This window comes from Pseudomonas sp. P97.38 (assembly GCF_001269745.1).
Classification (GTDB): Bacteria; Pseudomonadota; Gammaproteobacteria; order Pseudomonadales; family Pseudomonadaceae; genus Aquipseudomonas; species Aquipseudomonas chlororaphis_E.
On sequence record NZ_LHVJ01000019.1, the window covers coordinates 96,227 to 114,790 of the forward strand.

Genomic DNA, 18,564 nt, shown 5'->3' on the forward strand with positions numbered 1-18,564 from the left:
TGATCCATTCGCGAGCAAGCCCGCTTCCACACTGTGGGAGCGGGCTTGCTCGCGAAGACAGCAGTGCAGGCGCTACAGGATGCTCAGAACAACACCTTCGCCACATCCGCGAACCGCTTGGCGAAATGCACCGTCATGCCGTCCTTGAGATAGTCCGGCAGTTCTTCGAAGTTGCCCCGGTTGGCGTCCGGCAGGATCAGTTCGTTGATTTTCTGCCGGCGTGCCGCGATCACCTTCTCGCGGACCCCGCCAATCGGCAGCACGTGCCCGGTCAGGGTCAGTTCGCCGGTCATCGCCACGCCTTTCTTCGGCGGTTGGTTGCGGGCCAGGGACAGCAGGGCGCTGGCCATGGTCACGCCGGCACTCGGCCCGTCCTTGGGCGTGGCGCCTTCCGGAACGTGCAAGTGCACGAAGGCTTCGTCGAAGAACTTCGGGTCACCGCCGAATTGCTTGAGGTGCGAGCTGACGTAGCTGTAGGCAATTTCCGCCGACTCTTTCATCACCTCGCCCAGTTGCCCGGTCAGCTTGAAGCCGCGATTGAGGGTGTGGATGCGCGTCGCTTCGATCGGCAGGGTCGCGCCGCCCATGCTGGTCCAGGCCAGGCCGGTGATCACGCCGACACCGGACAGCACCTGTTCATTGCGAAACACCGGTTTGCCCAGGGATGCCTCGAGGTCTTTCGGACCGAGCTTGATCACCGCCTTCGGTTCATCGATCAACTTGATCACGGCCTTGCGCACCAGCTTGCCCAGTTGTTTCTCCAACTGGCGCACCCCGGCTTCACGGGCGTAACCGTCGATCAGGGCCTTGAGGGCGCTGTCGCTGATGCTCAGGCTGCCCTTGGCGACACCGGCCTTGGCCAGTTGCTTGGGCCACAGATGCCGCTTGGCGATGGCGACCTTTTCTTCGGTGATGTAGCCCGACAGGCGAATGACTTCCATCCGGTCCAGCAGCGGGCCGGGGATCGAGTCCAGGGTGTTGGCGGTGCAGACGAACAGCACCTTGGACAGGTCCAGGCGCATGTCCAGGTAGTGATCGAGAAATTCGACGTTCTGTTCCGGGTCGAGGGTTTCCAGCAAGGCGGACGCCGGGTCGCCCTGATAGCTCTGGCCCATCTTGTCGATTTCGTCGAGCATGATCACCGGGTTCATCACTTCAACATCCTTGAGCGCCTGCACCAGCTTGCCCGGCTGGGCGCCAATGTAGGTGCGCCGATGCCCCTTGATCTCGGCTTCGTCGCGCATGCCGCCGACGCTGAAACGGTAGAACGGTCGCCCCAGGGATTCGGCAATGGACTTGCCAACGCTGGTCTTGCCCACGCCCGGCGGGCCTACCAGCAGGACGATGGACCCACTGATCTCGCCCTTGTAGGCGCCGACCGCGAGGAACTCCAGGATGCGGTCCTTGATGTCGTCCAGCCCGGCGTGGTGCTGATCGAGTACCTTGCGCGCATGTTTCAGGTCGAGTTTGTCCTGGCCGTACACGCCCCATGGCACCGATGTCGCCCAGTCCAGGTAATTGCGGGTGACGGCGTATTCCGGCGAACCGGTCTCCAGGATCGAGAGCTTGTTCATTTCCTCTTCGATGCGCTTCTGCGCCTGGATCGACAGCGTCTTGCCTTCCAGGCGCTGTTCGAACTGTTCGAGGTCGGCGCTGCGGTCGTCCTTGGTCAAGCCCAGCTCCTGCTGGATGACCTTGAGCTGTTCCTTGAGGAAGAACTGGCGCTGATGTTCGCCGATCTTGTTGTTGACCTCGGCGGAAATCTCTTTCTGCAGCCGGGCCACCTCGACTTCCTTACGCAGCATCGGCAGGACTTTTTCCATGCGCTTGAGCATGGGCACGCAGTCGAGCACTTCCTGCAACTCGCTGCCGGTGGCGGAGGTGAGGGCGGCGGCAAAGTCGGTCAGCGGCGACGGGTCGTTGGGGCTGAACCGGTTGAGGTAGTTTTTCAGTTCTTCGCTGTACAGCGGGTTGAGCGGCAGCAATTCCTTGATGGCATTGATCAGCGCCATGCCGTAGGCCTTGACCTCGTCGGTCGGCTCGCTGGGCTGATGCGGATATTCGACTTCCACCAGGTAGGGCGGGCGATGATGCTTGAGCCAGGTGCGGATGCGCACGCGGGTCAGGCCTTGGGCGACGAACTGCAGTTTGCCGCCTTCGCGACTGGCGTGGTGGACCTTGACCAGGGTGCCGTACAGCGGCAGCGCCGAGGTATCGAAATGGCGCGGGTCTTCCTGGGGCGTGTCCATGAAGAACAGCGCCAGCGAGTGGTGCTCGGACTTGGCGACCAGTTCCAGGGTTTCGGCCCACGGTTCTTCATTGACGATGACCGGCAACACCTGGGCCGGGAAGAACGGACGATTGTGGATGGGGATGATATAGACCTTGTCCGGCAGGTTCTGGCCGGGCAGGGCCAGGCCAGTGCCGGAGGCGGAATGTTCGATGTGTTCGGCGTCTGCGTAATCGTTCGCGGCTTCAGTAGAGTGCTGGTCGCTCATGGGGCACCTGCGCAATGGAGTATGGGTCTTAGATGGGGCAGGTGGGGGGTGGTTTCAATGGCCGGTGATTGTTAGCAGCTATTTCGTGGAAGCTGTTCAACGTTGTGACAGGTTGCTGTGGCGGGGGACTGCCCTCGCCACAGTGCGGGTGTGCGGGGTTCAGGCGACCCGGTTCAGGTCGTTATGGCGGGTTTCCTTCAGGCACAGCACCGCGATCACGCTGAGCACGGCAGCGGCCGATACGTAGCCGCCGACGTAGCTCAGGCCACCCATGGCTACCAGTTTCTGGGCGAAGAATGGCGCGGCCGAGGCCCCGACGATCCCGCCCAAGTTATAGGCCGCCGAGGCGCCGGTGTAGCGCACGTGGGTTGGGAACAGCTCTGGCAGCAAGGCGCCCATGGGGGCGAAGGTCACGCCCATCAGGAACAGTTCGATGCACAGGAACAACGCCACGCCGGCGGTCGAGCCTTGGGTCAGCAGGGGTTCCATGAGAAAGCCCGAGGCAATGGCCAGCAGGCCGCCGCCGATCAGCACCGGCTTGCGCCCGAAGCGATCGCTGGCCCAGGCCGAGAGGGGCGTGGCAGCGGCCATGAACAGCACGGCAAAGCACAGCAGGCCGAGGAAGGTCTCGCGGCTGTAGCCGAGGGTGGACACGCCGTAGCTCAGGGAAAACACCGTCGAGATATAGAACAACGCGTAACACACCACCATTGCCGCGGCGCCCAGCAAGGTAGGCGCCCAGTACTGACTGAACAGCTCGACCAGCGGCACCTTTACCCGTTCCTGGCGGGCCACGGCGTTGGCGAACACCGGGGTTTCGTGCAGCTTCAGGCGCACGTAGAGGCCGACGATCACCAGCACCGCGCTGAGCAGGAACGGAATGCGCCAGCCCCAGGCGCGAAATTGCTCGTCGTCCAGGGTCATGGCCAGGCTCAGGAACAGCCCGTTGGCCGCCAGGAAGCCGATGGACGGCCCCAATTGCGGGAACATGCCGAACCAGGCGCGCTTGCCTTTTGGCGCGTTCTCGGTGGCGAGCAGCGCCGCGCCGCCCCATTCACCGCCCAGACCCAGGCCTTGGCCAAAACGCAGCAGGCACAAGAGGATCGGGGCCCAGGCGCCGATGCTGGCATAGCCGGGCAACACACCGATCAGGGTGGTGCACACGCCCATCAGCAGCAACGATGCCACCAGCGTGGACTTGCGCCCGATCCGGTCGCCGAAGTGGCCAAACAGCGCCGAGCCCAGCGGGCGGGCGAGAAAGGCGATGCCGAAGGTCAGGAACGACGACAGCATCTGCGCCGTGCCGGAGGTTTGCGGGAAGAACACCGGCCCGATCACCAGGGCGGCGGCGGTGGCGTAGACGTAGAAGTCGTAGAACTCGATGGCGGTGCCGATGAAACTCGCGGTGGCCACGCGTGTGGCGGAGTTCGTCGGCTGGGCAGGCACGGCGTCGTTGCAGGTCGTGGTGGTCATGCAGTTATCCCTGACAGTCATGTGCTCCGTGGGAGCGAATTATTATGGTCGAACACCCAGGGATGTGGGCGGGTATCCCGTCGCTGTTTCGGGTAGGAACAGTCCCAGGGCTGATGCGGATTTTGCCGATGATCTGGCCGGAACCTGCCGGGTGCTGGGTAGGCACGGGGTTCGGGCGAGGGCTGGATAAGCGGGTTGAGTATAGGAAGGAGGCTAACGAATCAACAATACCTATTGACGCCGAAACGAGCTTTTGTGGCGAGGGGATTTATCCCCGTTGGACTGCGAAGCGGTCCCCAAAAGACGTTGCGCCGAATCTTAAGCAACTGACTAACAGTTTGGGGCCGCTGCGCGACCCAACGGGGATAAATCCCCTCGCCACAACTGTGTTTCACTTAGAGGTTATTGGGGGGTTAGAACGCAGCAGGCACCGAACTGTTATGCCACGCCAGCACCTGGCTGACGCGGTTGTCCACGGTCTCGATGATTTCCAGCCGGTAGCGACCGATCTTCAGGCACACCGGGCTTTCGGGAATGGTTTCCAGCGCTTCGGTCACCAGCCCGTTGAGGGTCTTGGGGCCGTCGCAAGGCAGGTGCCAGCCGAGGGTGCGGTTCAGCTCGCGGATCGACGCCGCGCCGTCGATCATCAGGCGGCCGTCGGGCTGGGGATGCACATGGGGGTTGTCGAGGCTGTGTTCGCTTTCGAATTCGCCGACGATTTCTTCGAGGATGTCTTCCAGGGTGACGATACCCAGCACTTCGCCGTATTCGTCCACCACCATGCCCAGGCGCCGTTGCTGCTTGTGGAAATTCAGCAGTTGCAATTGCAGTGGCGTGCTTTCCGGTACGAAGTAGGGTTCGTGGGAGGCGGCCAGCAGGGCTTCCTGGGTCAGGCTGGCATCCGCCAGCAGATGACGGATCTGGCGGGTGTTGAGGACCGCCTCGACCTGGTTGATGTCGCTGTGGAACACCGGCAGGCGGGTGCGTCGGTTCAGGCGCAGTTGCTCGATGATCTCGCCGATCGGGTCGTCGAGGTTGATACCATCGACCTCGCTGCGTGGCACCAGGATGTCGTTGACGGTGATGTTGTCCAGGGCGTGGATGCCGGAAATCGGGTGCAGCCGGCCGCCGCTGTGCTCGGGTTCGTGCTCGTTGCGCGGGGGCGTGGGCATTTCGTCGTCGCTCTGCACCACCACGCTGGCCTTGCGGGCAAACGGGCGCAGGAGCAACTGGCTGATGGCGTTGAGCAACCAGGCTAACGGGTAAACGATCTTCAATGGCACGCCCAGCAAGGCGTTGCCGACCCCCAGCACCGAATCGGGGTGGCGGCTGGCCAGTGAGCGCGGCAGGTAGTCGGCGAACACCAGCAGGGCTACGCTGGTGCCGAGCCAGGCGGCCCAGGGGCCGTTCTCCAGCCAGGCGAAAATCGCCAGCAAGGTGCCGATGACCACGGCCAGGGTGCGACAAAAGGTGTTGCACAGAACCAGGCTGATCAGCGCGAAGTTCAGCGTCGCGAGCGGCTTGTCAGTGGCCCGGGAAGCCTTGCGCTGGGCCAGCAGGTGTTGCTGGGCGGCTTCGATGGCGGTGAACAGGGCCGACCAGAGGATCAGCACGACCCACACGGCGAGCAGTGGCGCCACGGGCAACGTATCCATCAGGGCCGTCCGTCACACATGCAGGATGTATTCGCGGACCAGCTTGCTGCCGAAGTACGCGAGCATCAGCAGGCAGAAACCGGCGAGGGTCCAGCGAATGGCCTTGTGGCCGCGCCAGCCCAGGCGGTTGCGGCCCCACAGCAATACGCTGAACACCACCCACGCCAGGCAGGCCAGCAGGGTCTTGTGCACCAGGTGCTGGGCGAACAGGTTCTCGACGAACAGCCAACCGGAGATCAGCGACAGCGACAACAGCGTCCAGCCGGCCCAGAGGAAGCCGAACAGCAGGCTTTCCATGGTTTGCAGCGGCGGGAAGTTGCGGATCAGCCCGGACGGGTGCTTGTTCTTGAGCTGGTGGTCCTGCACCAGCAGCAGCAAGGCCTGGAAGACCGCGATGGTGAACAGGCCGTAGGCCAGGATCGACAGCAGGATGTGGGCCAGGATGCCGGGCTCCTCGTCGATGACCTGCACCGTGCCCGACGGCGCGAACTGCGCCAGCAGCACCGTCGTCAGTCCCAGCGGGAACAGCAGCACCAGCAGGTTTTCCACCGGGATGCGCGAGCAGGCCAGCAGCGTCAGGGCGATCACGGCCACGGCGATCAGGCTGGCGGCGTTGAAAAAGTCCAGGCCCAGGCCAATTGGCGTCATCAGGTGGGTATAAAGGCTGGCCGCGTGGCCGAGCACCGCCAGCACGCCAAGCGTGACCAGCAGGCGTTTGTTCGCCTTGGCGCCGGAGGCCAGGCGAGTGCCTTGATAGAGGGTCGCAGCGGCGTAGAGGCAGGCGGCGGCGAGTGTGGCAAGCAAGCTGGGTGGCAAGGGGAGCATAAATCCTGTTAAGCAGGCCCGAAAGTCGCTGAGTTTGGCATAGAACCCCCGCCACACGAAAGACCGGCAGGTGTACGTTGCACGCTTCTTCGCTATAATCCGCGACCTGCCCACGCCGCAGGCTCGCCGAGCACATTTTTCACGGTCTGGGCCGCCATTATCCCGGTCTCATCTGGGCCTGAAAGGATCGCGCATGTTTGAAAACCTAACCGACCGTCTCTCGCAGACGCTGCGCCATGTCACCGGCAAGGCGAAACTGACCGAGGACAACATCAAAGACACCCTGCGCGAAGTGCGCATGGCGTTGCTCGAAGCCGACGTCGCCCTGCCGGTGGTCAAGGACTTCGTCAACTCGGTCAAGGAACGCGCCGTCGGCACCGAAGTGTCGCGCAGCCTGACGCCGGGCCAGGCGTTCGTGAAGATCGTCCAGGCCGAACTCGAAAGCCTGATGGGCGCCGCCAACGAAGACCTGAACCTGAGCGCCGTCCCGCCTGCCGTGGTGTTGATGGCCGGCCTGCAGGGCGCGGGCAAGACCACCACCGCCGGCAAACTGGCGCGCCTGCTCAAGGAGCGCAAGAAGAAGTCGGTGATGGTGGTGTCCGCGGACATCTACCGCCCGGCGGCGATCAAGCAGCTGGAAACCCTGGCCAACGACATCGGCGTGACCTTCTTCCCGTCCGACCTGAGCCAGAAACCGGTGGACATTGCCCAGGCGGCTATAAAGGAAGCCAAGCTCAAGTTCATCGACGTGGTCATCGTCGACACCGCCGGTCGCCTGCACATCGATGACGAGATGATGGGCGAGATCAAGGCCTTGCATGCCGCGATCAACCCGGTGGAAACCCTGTTCGTGGTCGATGCCATGACCGGCCAGGACGCGGCCAACACCGCCAAGGCGTTCGGCGATGCGTTGCCGCTGACCGGCGTGATCCTGACCAAGGTCGACGGCGATGCCCGTGGCGGTGCCGCGCTGTCGGTCCGCGCCATCACCGGCAAACCAATCAAGTTCATCGGCATGGGCGAGAAGAGCGAAGCGCTCGAACCGTTCCACCCCGAGCGTATCGCTTCGCGCATCCTGGGCATGGGCGACGTGCTCAGCCTGATCGAGCAGGCCGAGCAGACCCTCGACAAGGAAAAGGCCGACAAGCTGGCCAAGAAGCTGAAGAAGGGCAAGGGCTTCGACCTCGAAGACTTCCGCGACCAGTTGCAACAAATGAAGAACATGGGCGGCCTGGGCGGCCTCATGGACAAACTGCCGAACATCGGTGGCGTGAACCTGGCGCAGATGGGCAATGCCCAGGGCGCGGCTGAAAAGCAGTTCAAACAGATGGAAGCCATCATCAACTCCATGACCCCGGCCGAGCGCCGCGACCCCGAGCTGATCAGCGGTTCGCGCAAGCGCCGCATCGCCATGGGTTCGGGCACCCAGGTGCAGGACATCGGTCGCTTGATCAAACAGCACAAGCAGATGCAGAAGATGATGAAGAAATTCTCCGCCAAGGGCGGGATGGCCAAGATGATGCGCGGCATGGGCGGTATGTTGCCCGGCGGCGGCATGCCCAAGCTCTAAGGATCCACGCGCCGGCGGTCATGCCGGCGCTGCCCACGGGGACGTGGGATCTCCAGCCAACCCGCCGCCGGCGGGCGCTGACCGCGGCAGATCTGAATGGCAGGCCGGCACTCGCCGGAAAAAGTCATTTGCAAAAGTCTGGATATTCCTTAGAATATGCTGCCTTTCGGGCACCCATGCCCGCTGTGCATTTAGATTTGCAGCACCGACTACAGGAACGATGTTCACATGCTAACAATCCGTCTTGCCCTTGGCGGCTCCAAAAAGCGCCCGTTTTACCACCTGACCGTAACCGACAGCCGCAACCCGCGTGACGGTTCCCACAAAGAGCAGGTTGGTTTCTTCAACCCTATCGCCCGTGGTCAGGAAGTTCGTCTGTCCGTGAACCAAGAGCGCGTAGCCTACTGGCTGAGCGTTGGTGCACAACCTTCTGAGCGTGTTGCTCAGTTGTTGAAGGAATCGGCTAAGGCTGCGGCCTGAGCAATATGAACGCGACGCCAAAAGCGGCTGATGACCTGATCGTTGTCGGCAAGATTTATTCTGTTCATGGCGTTCGCGGCGAAGTGAAGGTGTATTCCTTTACTGATCCGATCAAGAACCTGTTGGACTACAAAGCCTGGACGCTCAAGCGCGAAGGCAGCGTGAAACAGGTGGAGCTGGTCAGCGGACGTGGGAACGACAAGTTCCTGGTCGCGAAGCTCAAGGGTCTCGATGATCGTGAAGAAGCGCGTCTTCTGGCCGGTTATGAGATCTGCGTGCCACGCAACCTGTTCCCTGAACTGACCGACGGCGAGTACTACTGGTACCAGCTGGTAGGTCTGAAGGTTATCGATTCACTCGGGCAACTGCTCGGAAAGATCGATCACCTGCTCGAGACCGGTTCGAACGATGTACTGGTGGTCAAGCCTTGCGTCGGCAGCCTGGATGATCGTGAACGCCTGTTGCCCTATACCGAGCAATGCGTGTTGGCCGTCGACCTTGCAGCAGGCGAGATGAAGGTGGAATGGGATGCGGATTTCTGAACGTGGCTAACTTGCGCGTTGAAGTCATCACATTGTTTCCCGAGATGTTTTCCGCCATCAGCGAGTACGGCATAACCAGCCGCGCGGTGAAACAGGAGCTGTTGCAGCTCACTTGTTGGAATCCGCGGGACTACACCACGGATCGGCATCACACTGTGGACGATCGCCCGTTTGGCGGGGGTCCGGGCATGGTGATGAAGATCAAGCCCCTGGAAGATGCACTGGTTCAGGCCAGGGCGGCAGCCGGGGAAGGTGCGAAGGTGATCTACCTGTCGCCCCAAGGCCGCCAGCTGACTCAGTCGGCGGTACGCGAGCTGGCGAATTCGGATGCATTGATCCTGATTGCCGGCCGTTATGAAGGCATTGACGAGCGTTTTATTGAAGCTCATGTCGATGAAGAGTGGTCGATTGGCGACTATGTACTGTCTGGCGGCGAGCTGCCGGCGATGGTCCTGATCGATGCGGTTACACGACTGCTGCCTGGAGCTTTAGGGCATGTGGATTCCGCTGAGGAAGATTCCTTTACGGATGGTCTGCTGGATTGCCCGCACTACACCCGACCGGAGGTGTATGCGGATCAGCGTGTTCCCGACGTGTTGCTAAGTGGCAACCACGCGCACATCCGGCGTTGGCGTTTACAGCAGTCCCTTGGTCGGACCTATGAACGACGCGCCGATCTTCTGGAAAGCCGCTCGCTTTCTGGAGAAGAGAAGAAGCTGCTCGAGGAATACATCCGCGAGCGGGACGATAGTTAACAACGTATCGATGGTAAGTCCGAGACTTGCCTTAGGAGCACAGCATGACTAACAAAATCATCCTTGCACTCGAAGCAGAGCAGATGACCAAAGAGATCCCTACCTTTGCCCCGGGCGACACCATTGTCGTTCAGGTGAAAGTGAAGGAAGGTGATCGTTCCCGTCTGCAAGCGTTCGAAGGCGTCGTTATCGCCAAGCGTAACCGTGGCGTGAACAGTGCTTTCACCGTTCGTAAAATCTCCAACGGTGTTGGCGTAGAGCGTACTTTCCAGACCTACAGCCCGCAAATCGACAGCATGGCTGTCAAGCGTCGCGGTGACGTACGTAAAGCCAAGCTGTACTACCTGCGCGACCTGTCGGGTAAAGCAGCTCGCATCAAGGAAAAACTGGCTTAAGTCCAGCTTCCGATGCAAAAAAAGCAGCCTACGGGCTGCTTTTTTGTTGCCTGCGATTAGGTCTTTGAGCACCCTGCGTAAGCCTGCATTTTTCACGAGTCTTTATGCCAGCCATCGATCATCCCTTGATAGACCAGTTCCTCGACGCCTTGTGGTTGGAGAAGGGGCTGTCCGACAACACCCGCCAGGCCTACCGCAGCGACCTGGCCCTGTTCAACGGCTGGCTGCAGGAACAGAACCTGGAATTGATCAATGCCGGTCGGGAACTGATCCTCGATCACCTGGCGTGGCGCCTGGAGCAGGCCTATAAGCCACGCTCAACCGCACGATTTCTCTCCGGTTTGCGTGGGTTTTATCGCTATCTGTTGAGGGAAAAGCTGATCGCGGTGGACCCGACCTTGCGGGTGGAGATGCCGCAACTGGGGCGCCCGCTGCCTAAGTCCCTGTCGGAAGCCGACGTGGAAGCGTTGCTGGCGGCGCCTGACCTCAGTGAAGCCATCGGCCAGCGCGACCGGGCCATGCTGGAAGTCTTGTATGCCTGCGGCCTGCGCGTCACCGAGCTGATCAGCCTGACCCTGGAACAGGTGAACCTGCGCCAGGGCGTGTTGCGGGTGATGGGCAAGGGCAGCAAGGAACGCCTGGTGCCGATGGGCGAAGAAGCGATTGTCTGGGTCGAGCGCTACCTGCGCGAGGCCCGCCACGAACTGTTGGGCGGGCGTCCCAGCGACGTGCTGTTCCCCAGCCGTAATGGCGACCAGATGACCCGCCAGACCTTCTGGCACCGTATCAAGCACCAGGCCAAGGTCGCCGGCATCGGCAAATCCCTCTCGCCCCACACCTTGCGCCACGCCTTCGCCACGCACCTGCTCAACCACGGCGCTGACCTGCGGGTGGTGCAGATGTTGTTGGGCCACAGCGACCTGTCCACCACCCAGATCTACACTCACGTCGCTCGGGCACGGCTGCAAGACTTGCATGCCAAGCACCATCCGCGCGGCTGAGTGTTTCCTGCGAACACCGATCACCCTGTGGGAGCGGGCTTGCCCGCGAAGACGGCGGCACATTCAGCATCGATCCAGACTGACCCAGCGCTTTCGCGAGCAAGCCCGCTCCCACAGGGAATGGCTTCGTCCCCCCACCAACCATCAAATGCCTGGATCACCGGCATTCGGCCACGCGGGCCTTATGTGGTAGGCTTTGCCGGTTTGCACAGTGGGCGGCTGGAACCCGAATCCAAGGTCGGCGTTTCCCCGTCCCATTTGTTCGCCTCAGGAGTCCTCATGCGCTTGATCCAGATGTTCACCGCCGCCGCCATCGCGCTGGCCAGTACCTTTGCCATCGCCGATGACGCGGCCGACAAGGCTATCCGCAAGAGCCTGGAAAACCTTCAGCTCGAAGTGCCGATCGAAGCCATTTCGGCCAGCCCGATGTCCGGTCTGTATGAAGTCAAGCTCAAGGGCAGCCGCGTGCTCTATGCCAGCGCCGACGGGCAGTACATCGTCCAGGGCAACCTGTTCGAGCTCAAGGACGGCAAGCCGGTCAATCTCACCGAGATCACCGAACGCCAGGGCATCTCCAAGCTGATCAACGGCATTCCGGTTGCGGAAACCGTGGTCTACCCGGCCGTTGGCGAAACCAAGTCCCATATCACCGTGTTCACCGACACCACCTGCCCGTATTGCCATAAGTTGCACGCCGAAGTGCCGGAGCTGAACAAGCGCGGCATCGAAGTGCGCTACGTGGCGTTCCCGCGCCAGGGCCTGGGTTCGCCGGGTGACGAGCAGTTGCAGGCGGTCTGGTGCTCCAAGGACAAGAAGGCGGCCATGGACAAGATGGTCGATGGCAAGGAAATCAAGGCCGCCAAGTGCGAGAACCCGGTTTCCAAACAGTTCGCCCTCGGCCAGTCCATCGGCGTGAACGGCACACCGGCCATCGTTTTGGCCGACGGCCAAGTGATTCCGGGCTACCAGCCGGCGCCACAAGTCGCCAAACTGGCCCTTGGTGCCAAATGATCATGAATGATCCGTTTTTGAAGGTCACGGCTCGGCGAAAACCTTCGTCGGGCCGTTAAACACAAAGCCGCGTTGCTGCGCGGCTGTATTCACGGCCGACCCTTGCGTCGGCCGTTTCATGGGGAGTCAAGAGTGAATCCGGTCAAAGTAGGCATCTGTGGGTTAGGTACCGTCGGTGGCGGCACCTTCAACGTACTTCAGCGCAACGCCGAGGAAATTGCTCGTCGTGCCGGGCGTGGAATCGAAGTGGCACAAATTGCCATGCGCACGCCAAAGCCTCAGTTCCAGACGACCGGTATTGCGATTACCAACGATGTCTTCGAAGTGGCCACGAACCCTGAGATCGACATCGTCGTAGAGCTGGTGGGCGGCTATACCGTTGCCCGCGAGTTGGTACTCAAGGCCATCGAGAATGGCAAGCATGTGGTCACCGCGAACAAGGCGCTCATCGCCGTTCACGGTAATGAAATTTTCGCCAAGGCCCGCGAGAAGGGTGTGATCGTGGCGTTCGAAGCCGCCGTGGCCGGTGGCATCCCGGTGATCAAGGCGATCCGTGAAGGCCTGTCGGCCAACCGTATCAACTGGGTGGCGGGGATCATCAACGGTACCGGCAACTTCATCCTCACCGAGATGCGCGAGAAGGGTCGCACCTTCGAAGACGTGCTGGCCGAGGCCCAGGCCCTGGGTTACGCCGAGGCCGATCCGACCTTCGACGTAGAAGGCATCGACGCCGCGCACAAGCTGACGATCCTGGCGTCCATCGCGTTCGGTATCCCGTTGCAGTTCGACAAGGCCTACACCGAAGGCATCACCAAGCTGACCACCGCTGACGTGAACTACGCCGAAGCGCTGGGCTACCGCATCAAGCACCTGGGCGTGGCACGCAGCACCGCCAGCGGCATCGAGCTGCGCGTGCACCCGACGCTGATCCCGGCCGATCGCCTGATCGCCAACGTCAATGGCGTGATGAACGCGGTGATGGTCAACGGCGACGCGTCCGGTTCGACGCTGTTCTACGGCGCCGGTGCCGGCATGGAGCCGACGGCTTCCTCGGTGGTCGCCGACCTGGTGGACGTGGTCCGCGCCATGACCTCCGACCCGGAAAACCGTGTACCGCACCTGGCCTTCCAGCCGGATTCGTTGTCGGCCCACCCGATTCTTCCGATCGAGGCGTGCGAAAGCTCCTACTACCTACGGATCCAGGCCAAGGACCACCCGGGCGTACTGGCCCAGGTGGCGAGTATCCTGTCCGAGCGGGGGATCAACATCGAGTCGATCATGCAGAAGGAAGTCGAGGAACACGACGGCCTGGTGCCGATGATCCTGCTGACCCACCGTGTGGTCGAGCAGCGCATCAACGACGCGATTGCCGCGCTCGAAGCGCTCCAGGGCGTGGTAGGCCCTGTTGTCCGGATCCGCGTTGAGCATCTGAATTAATCAAAGCTGCAAGCCGCAAGCTGCAAGCTCCAAGTAAAAGCCGATCCGCTGTCAACTTGTAGCTTGCAGCTCGAAGCTCGAAGCTCAAACCAAAGGTTTGCCCCCATGCGCTATATCAGCACCCGCGGCCAGGCACCGGCCCTGAATTTCGAAGATGTCCTGCTGGCCGGCCTGGCCACGGACGGCGGCCTCTATGTGCCGGAAAACCTGCCCCGTTTCACCCAGGAAGAAATCGCCTCCTGGGCCGGCCTGCCGTACCACGAGCTGGCGTTCCGGGTCATGCGCCCGTTCGTCACCGGCAGCATCCCGGACGCCGATTTCAAAAAGATTCTCGAAGAGACCTACGGGGTCTTTTCCCACAACGCTATCGCACCGCTGCGTCAGCTCAACGGTAACGAGTGGGTGATGGAGCTGTTCCACGGCCCGACCCTGGCGTTCAAGGACTTCGCCCTGCAATTGCTCGGCCGCCTGCTGGACTACGTGTTGCAAAAACGTGGCGAGCGCGTGGTGATCGTGGGCGCCACCTCCGGCGACACCGGCTCGGCCGCCATCGAAGGCTGCAAGCATTGCGAGAACGTCGACATCTTCATCCTGCACCCGCACAACCGTGTCTCGGAAGTGCAGCGTCGGCAGATGACGACCATCTTCGGCGATAACATCCACAACATCGCCATCGAAGGCAACTTCGACGACTGCCAGGAAATGGTCAAGGCCAGTTTCGCCGATCAGGGTTTCCTCAAGGGCACCCGGCTGGTGGCGGTGAATTCGATCAACTGGGCACGGATCATGGCCCAGATCGTTTATTACTTCCACGCAGCCCTGCAACTGGGCGGCCCGGCCCGTTCCGTGGCGTTCTCGGTACCCACCGGCAACTTTGGCGATATCTTCGCCGGCTACCTGGCGCGCAACATGGGCCTGCCGATCAACCAGTTGATCGTCGCCACCAACCGCAACGACATCCTGCACCGCTTCATGAGCGGCAACCAGTACGTCAAGGAAACCCTGCACGCCACGTTGTCGCCGTCGATGGACATCATGGTCTCGTCGAACTTCGAACGCTTGCTGTTCGACCTGCACGGTCGCAATGGCGCGGCCATCGCCGGCCTGATGGACAGCTTCAAGCAGGGCGGCGGCTTCAGCGTCGAGCCCGAGCGCTGGACCGAAGCCCGCAAGCTGTTCGATTCCCTGGCCGTGGATGACGCGCAAACCTGCGAAACCATCGCCGAGGTTTTCAGCCAATGCGGCGAGTTGCTCGACCCGCACACCGCCATCGGCGTCAAGGCCGCCCGTGAGTGCCGTCGCAGCCTGGACATCCCGATGGTGGTCCTGGGGACGGCCCATCCGGTCAAGTTCCCGGAAGCCGTGGAGCAAGCGGGTGTAGGAAAAGCGCTGGAACTGCCTGCACATCTTTCTGATTTGTTTGAGAGAGATGAGCGTTGCACCGTGTTGCCCAACGACCTGGCTGCCGTGCAGGCCTTTGTCAGTCAGCATGGCAACCGCGGAAAGCCACTCTGACCGCCTGAACCTGTCACATTTTGAAGCCCGTCTCCTGACGGGCTTTCTTGTTTCTGCATGCCAAACTGATCGGGTTTTCGGCCCTGGGAGGGACGAGCGAGTCATCTCGAAGGAAAGTGCAGATGTTGTTTTTTATCAAATCCGAACCCTTGCGCAGTTGGGTGGCAGGCCTGGCGTTGATGTACTGGGCGCCGTGGGGCGGGGCGACGCCGTTGACCACCGTCCAGGCGCCACCGCTCAACCCTGGCGAACGGCTGGTACTGGATGCCCGGGAATTGAAGTGGATCAGGGAAAACCCGCGGGTCGTGGTGGCCTCGATGCAGTTTCCGCTGTACCTGTTCAAGAATGAGCTGGGGCAGTGGGACGGCTTGAACCACGACATTCTCCAGCGCATTGCGCTGATGACCGGCCTTGAGTTCGTGCACCGGGAGTCGTTTTCCCCTGGCCAGTTATTGACCATGCTGGAGAATGGCGAGGCGGACATGACCGCTAATCTGGCGATGAATGACGAACGCCGGGACTTCCTCCATTTCAGCCATGCATTTGGCGGCTTCGGCTGGGTATTGGTTGGCCGGGCCGGGGAGACGGTGCTCCATTCGCTGGAGCAGCTCAAGGGCAAGGTCCTGGCGTTGCCCGCCCGGCATGCCCTGGAGGCGGAGATCCGGCGCGACTACCCGACCATCGAGTTGCGCACGGTCAAGACGTATGGGGAGGCGCGGGCGTTGGTGGAAAGCCGGGAGGCCTTCGCCACCATCGAGAACGAAACCAGCGTGCACCTCTACCCGGCGGGGCAGTTGCAGGTCGGCGCCAGCCTTGAGGGGCGCTGGGAACCGGACTACCTGGCGGTGCGCCAGGACCTCACCCCCTTGCTGGGGATCCTGAACAAGGCGCTGGAAGGGTTTCCGGCCGAGGACATGCGCGCACTGCGTGCCAAGTGGCTGACGGGCACGCTCCCCAGCCCTGCGCCTTCGCTGTGGCAGCGCGTGTCGACGTGGGGGTACTGGTGCGTGATCACGGTCGCGCTGTTCGGCCTGTTGTCCGTGCTGTGGAACCGTCGGCTGCAGATCCAGATCGATCAGCGCCTCAAGGCCGAGGCCGTGCTCAAGGACCAGTTGATGTTGCAGCGGGCCTTGATGGACGCGATTCCCGATCCGATCTTCATCCGCGACCTGGAAGGGCGCCTGATCATGTGCAACAAAAGTTACGAAGACCTGTTGGCGACGCGTTTCGAAAAGCTGCGGGGCACGCGATTGACGGATTCCAGCGTTTTCCCCCCGGCCACCGCCGAACAGCTGCATGGCGAAATGATGGAGCAGTTGCGCACCGGACAATCCCGATTTGCCGACCGGCAACTGCTGTTCAATGGCGGTTTGCGCAATATCTACCATTGGTCGGTGCCGTTCTACGGGGCCGATGGGCAGTTGCGCGGGCTGCTGGGCGGCTGGAAGGACGCAGGGCGCCGGTGGTGTCGTTCCGATGGCTTGCTGGCCTGATCCCGCAGCGTTCGCGATGCGCCGGCCTGTTGTTTGCCTGTCACATTGCACGCGCATGCTCGGTTGAACGAGGCCCAGGTGTGCCGCCTCGCTGCGCTGGCGAACTTTCTGTTGCGGCCCACGGTCATTTACTGGGTACACGCAGTTGTTTTCGGACTATTGAAGGGTGAGCGAATGGAAAGTATCAGCCTATTGCTGGGTGAGGCTTTGAGCCCGTATCAGGTCTCGCTGACTCCCTCTGGCGCCAAGGGCGAATGCCTGGTGACGCTGAAGAATGCCTCCGGGGCCATTATGGTCGAACGAGTGTTCAACCAAGCCCAATTGACCGACAAGCGTCAGCTGACGGACGTGGTCGACGGCCTGCATCGCGATGTACTGATTGCCGAGGGGCGCCTGGAGCCCTGTGTGATAGCGGCGCTGCGTAATCTGGCGGGCGACAAGGTCATGGTTGCCCCGAATTGACCCGAGTTCGTGGGAACCTTCCTACGCTTTGGTGAGTCAGACCTTTTACCAACAAGAGCGAGCATTGTGCTCCGGTGCTCGTCGCTTGTTGTACTAACCATGAATGGTTACGTTTAACCCCGAGTTGTCTCCCCACTGCTCGGGGTTTCTTTTTGCCTGGCGTTTGTGTTTTAGCGCGCAACCTTTGTGGGAGCAAGCTTGCTCCCACAACTTGATCCTCAGTGACGGCCCGCTGTGGTGTGTCAAATGGCGCCGTCGGTGCGCAGCTTGGCGATCTGCTGTGCATCGTAGCCAAGCTCGCCGAGCACTTGTGCGTTGTGTTCCCCCAACGTCGGCCCGACCCAGTCGCAAGTGCCCGGCGTGTCCGACAGTTTCGGGACGATACCGGGCATCTTGAACCCCTTGCCGTCTGGCAACCTGGCCTGCAGGAACATTTCCCGGGCGAGGAATTGCGGGTCGTTGAACATGTCCTCGGCGCTGAATATCCGGCTGGCCGGCACGCCGGCCTGGTTCAACTGTTCGATGACGACATCGAGGGGCAGTGAATTGACCCAGCGGTCGATGACGCCATACAACTCGTCACGGCGGGCGTCACGGCCATCGTTGCTGGCCAGTTGCGGGTCATTGGCCAGGTCGTCGCGACCGATGAGCTGCATGAAGCGCTTGAAGATCGCGTCACCGTTGGCGCCGATCTGCACGTGCTTGCCGTCGGCGCTGGTGTGGATCGACGACGGTGTGATGCCGGGCATGATATTGCCGGTGCGCTCACGGATGAAACCGAACACGTCGAACTCCGGCACCATGCTTTCCATCATGGCGAAGATCGCCTCGTACAACGCCACGTCCACCACCTGGCCGGTGCCGCCGTTGACTTCGCGGTGGCGCAGGGCCATGAGCGCGCCGATCACGCCCCAGAGTGCGGCGATGGAGTCGCCGATGGAAATCCCGGTGCGCACGGGCGGACGGTCTTCGAAGCCGGTGATGTAGCGCAGGCCTCCCATGGATTCACCCACCGCGCCAAACCCTGGCTGGTCTTTCATCGGCCCGGTCTGGCCGAAACCCGACAGCCGCACCATCACAAGCCTGGGGTTGAGCGCGTGCAGGACGTCCCAGCCCAGGCCGAGTTTTTCCAGCACGCCGGGCCGGAAGTTCTCGATCAGGATGTCGGCTTCGCCGATCAGTTTTTTCAGGATCTGCAGGCCTTCGGGGTGTTTCAGGTTCAGGGTCAGGGATTGCTTGTTGCGCGCCTGGACGAACCACCACAGGGACGTGCCTTCATAAAGCTTGCGCCACTTGCGCAGCGGATCGCCGTCATCCGGAGATTCGACCTTGATCACCTCGGCGCCGAATTCACCGCAGATTCGCGAAGCGAAGGGCCCGGCGATCAGGGTGCCCAGTTCGATGACTTTGACGCCGGCAAGGGGTTTGGCAGTGAGCGACATGGCGGATCCT

Annotated in this window: 16 protein-coding genes; 11 read left to right on the forward strand and 5 right to left on the reverse strand. The window is 61.8% G+C overall.

Annotated elements, in window-relative coordinates; genetic code table 11:
• Nucleotides 1-83 precede the first annotated feature (83 nt).
• The 4 genes from lon to AD664_RS15980 form a co-directional block, all read right to left on the reverse strand.
• On the reverse strand, nt 84-2,498 hold the full coding sequence (gene lon, locus AD664_RS15965) for an endopeptidase La (protein WP_047736773.1): 2,415 nt from the start codon (nt 2,496-2,498) through the stop codon (nt 84-86).
• Nucleotides 2,499-2,657: 159 nt separating this feature from the next.
• Entirely contained in the window at nt 2,658-3,971 is a 1,314-nt protein-coding gene (locus AD664_RS15970; RefSeq protein ID WP_053147811.1) for an MFS transporter, read from the reverse strand.
• Between the two features lie 413 nt (nt 3,972-4,384).
• Nucleotides 4,385-5,626, reverse strand: coding sequence for a CNNM domain-containing protein (locus AD664_RS15975; protein ID WP_053147813.1), 1,242 nt, complete (start codon nt 5,624-5,626; stop codon nt 4,385-4,387).
• Between the two features lie 12 nt (nt 5,627-5,638).
• Nucleotides 5,639-6,451 (reverse strand): inner membrane protein YpjD, encoded by an 813-nt coding sequence (locus tag AD664_RS15980; protein WP_042732328.1) that lies wholly within the window; start codon nt 6,449-6,451, stop codon nt 5,639-5,641.
• 193 nt (nt 6,452-6,644) lie between these two features.
• Here AD664_RS15980 and ffh point away from each other — a divergent pair, with 193 nt between their 5' ends.
• The 11 genes from ffh (at nt 6,645) to AD664_RS16035 (ending at nt 17,112) form a co-directional block, all read left to right on the forward strand.
• Complete coding sequence (gene ffh, locus AD664_RS15985) at nt 6,645-8,021, forward strand: signal recognition particle protein (protein WP_042732327.1); 1,377 nt, start codon at nt 6,645-6,647, stop codon at nt 8,019-8,021.
• Between the two features lie 228 nt (nt 8,022-8,249).
• Nucleotides 8,250-8,501, forward strand: coding sequence for a 30S ribosomal protein S16 (gene rpsP, locus AD664_RS15990; protein ID WP_007927680.1), 252 nt, complete (start codon nt 8,250-8,252; stop codon nt 8,499-8,501).
• 5 nt (nt 8,502-8,506) lie between these two features.
• The gene (gene rimM / locus AD664_RS15995) at nt 8,507-9,043 is read left to right on the forward strand and encodes a ribosome maturation factor RimM (RefSeq protein WP_042732326.1); all 537 of its coding nucleotides are present in this window, start codon (nt 8,507-8,509) and stop codon (nt 9,041-9,043) included.
• Nucleotides 9,025-9,798: a tRNA (guanosine(37)-N1)-methyltransferase TrmD gene (gene trmD / locus AD664_RS16000; protein ID WP_172679732.1), complete on the forward strand. Its 774-nt coding sequence runs from the start codon at nt 9,025-9,027 to the stop codon at nt 9,796-9,798. The genes rimM and trmD overlap by 19 nt, the downstream gene beginning before the upstream one ends.
• 44 nt (nt 9,799-9,842) lie before the next feature.
• Nucleotides 9,843-10,193 carry a 50S ribosomal protein L19 gene (gene rplS, locus AD664_RS16005; RefSeq protein ID WP_003175895.1) on the forward strand — a complete coding sequence of 117 codons (351 nt, stop codon included), beginning with the start codon at nt 9,843-9,845 and terminating at the stop codon, nt 10,191-10,193.
• A 104-nt stretch (nt 10,194-10,297) separates the two neighbouring features.
• On the forward strand, nt 10,298-11,194 hold the full coding sequence (xerD, locus tag AD664_RS16010; protein ID WP_047736764.1) for a site-specific tyrosine recombinase XerD: 897 nt from the start codon (nt 10,298-10,300) through the stop codon (nt 11,192-11,194).
• 279 nt (nt 11,195-11,473) lie between these two features.
• Nucleotides 11,474-12,205 (forward strand): DsbC family protein, encoded by a 732-nt coding sequence (locus AD664_RS16015; protein WP_042730057.1) that lies wholly within the window; start codon nt 11,474-11,476, stop codon nt 12,203-12,205.
• A gap of 132 nt (nt 12,206-12,337) precedes the next feature.
• Nucleotides 12,338-13,642, forward strand: coding sequence for a homoserine dehydrogenase (locus AD664_RS16020; protein WP_042730056.1), 1,305 nt, complete (start codon nt 12,338-12,340; stop codon nt 13,640-13,642).
• Nucleotides 13,643-13,747: 105 nt separating this feature from the next.
• A complete protein-coding gene (gene thrC, locus AD664_RS16025) occupies nt 13,748-15,157 on the forward strand; it encodes a threonine synthase (RefSeq protein ID WP_047736763.1) in 1,410 nt (469 codons plus the stop codon).
• Nucleotides 15,158-15,279: 122 nt separating this feature from the next.
• Nucleotides 15,280-16,650 carry a transporter substrate-binding domain-containing protein gene (locus AD664_RS16030; RefSeq protein WP_053147815.1) on the forward strand — a complete coding sequence of 457 codons (1,371 nt, stop codon included), beginning with the start codon at nt 15,280-15,282 and terminating at the stop codon, nt 16,648-16,650.
• A 174-nt stretch (nt 16,651-16,824) separates the two neighbouring features.
• A complete protein-coding gene (locus AD664_RS16035) occupies nt 16,825-17,112 on the forward strand; it encodes a DUF3509 domain-containing protein (protein ID WP_042730053.1) in 288 nt (95 codons plus the stop codon).
• A 242-nt stretch (nt 17,113-17,354) separates the two neighbouring features.
• Here the strand turns inward: AD664_RS16035 and AD664_RS16040 are convergent, their stop codons facing one another.
• Complete coding sequence (locus tag AD664_RS16040; RefSeq protein ID WP_053147817.1) at nt 17,355-18,554, reverse strand: CaiB/BaiF CoA-transferase family protein; 1,200 nt, start codon at nt 18,552-18,554, stop codon at nt 17,355-17,357.
• Nucleotides 18,555-18,564 lie beyond the last annotated feature (10 nt).

Bases quoted from the DNA above. Each gene is read 5' to 3' on its own strand.
- AD664_RS15975 (WP_053147813.1), bottom strand. From the start codon at position 5,626: ATGGATACGTTGCCCGTGGCGCCACTGCTCGCCGTGTGGGTCGTGCTG.
- rimM (WP_042732326.1), top strand. From the start codon at position 8,507: ATGAACGCGACGCCAAAAGCGGCTGATGACCTGATCGTTGTCGGCAAG.
- thrC (WP_047736763.1), top strand. From the start codon at position 13,748: ATGCGCTATATCAGCACCCGCGGCCAGGCACCGGCCCTGAATTTCGAA.
- lon (WP_047736773.1), bottom strand. From the start codon at position 2,498: ATGAGCGACCAGCACTCTACTGAAGCCGCGAACGATTACGCAGACGCC.
- AD664_RS16035 (WP_042730053.1), top strand. From the start codon at position 16,825: ATGGAAAGTATCAGCCTATTGCTGGGTGAGGCTTTGAGCCCGTATCAG.
- AD664_RS16030 (WP_053147815.1), top strand. From the start codon at position 15,280: ATGTTGTTTTTTATCAAATCCGAACCCTTGCGCAGTTGGGTGGCAGGC.
- AD664_RS15970 (WP_053147811.1), bottom strand. From the start codon at position 3,971: ATGACCACCACGACCTGCAACGACGCCGTGCCTGCCCAGCCGACGAAC.
- rpsP (WP_007927680.1), top strand. From the start codon at position 8,250: ATGCTAACAATCCGTCTTGCCCTTGGCGGCTCCAAAAAGCGCCCGTTT.
- ffh (WP_042732327.1), top strand. From the start codon at position 6,645: ATGTTTGAAAACCTAACCGACCGTCTCTCGCAGACGCTGCGCCATGTC.
- trmD (WP_172679732.1), top strand. From the start codon at position 9,025: ATGGGATGCGGATTTCTGAACGTGGCTAACTTGCGCGTTGAAGTCATC.
- AD664_RS16015 (WP_042730057.1), top strand. From the start codon at position 11,474: ATGCGCTTGATCCAGATGTTCACCGCCGCCGCCATCGCGCTGGCCAGT.
- AD664_RS16040 (WP_053147817.1), bottom strand. From the start codon at position 18,554: ATGTCGCTCACTGCCAAACCCCTTGCCGGCGTCAAAGTCATCGAACTG.
- xerD (WP_047736764.1), top strand. From the start codon at position 10,298: ATGCCAGCCATCGATCATCCCTTGATAGACCAGTTCCTCGACGCCTTG.
- rplS (WP_003175895.1), top strand. From the start codon at position 9,843: ATGACTAACAAAATCATCCTTGCACTCGAAGCAGAGCAGATGACCAAA.
- AD664_RS15980 (WP_042732328.1), bottom strand. From the start codon at position 6,451: ATGCTCCCCTTGCCACCCAGCTTGCTTGCCACACTCGCCGCCGCCTGC.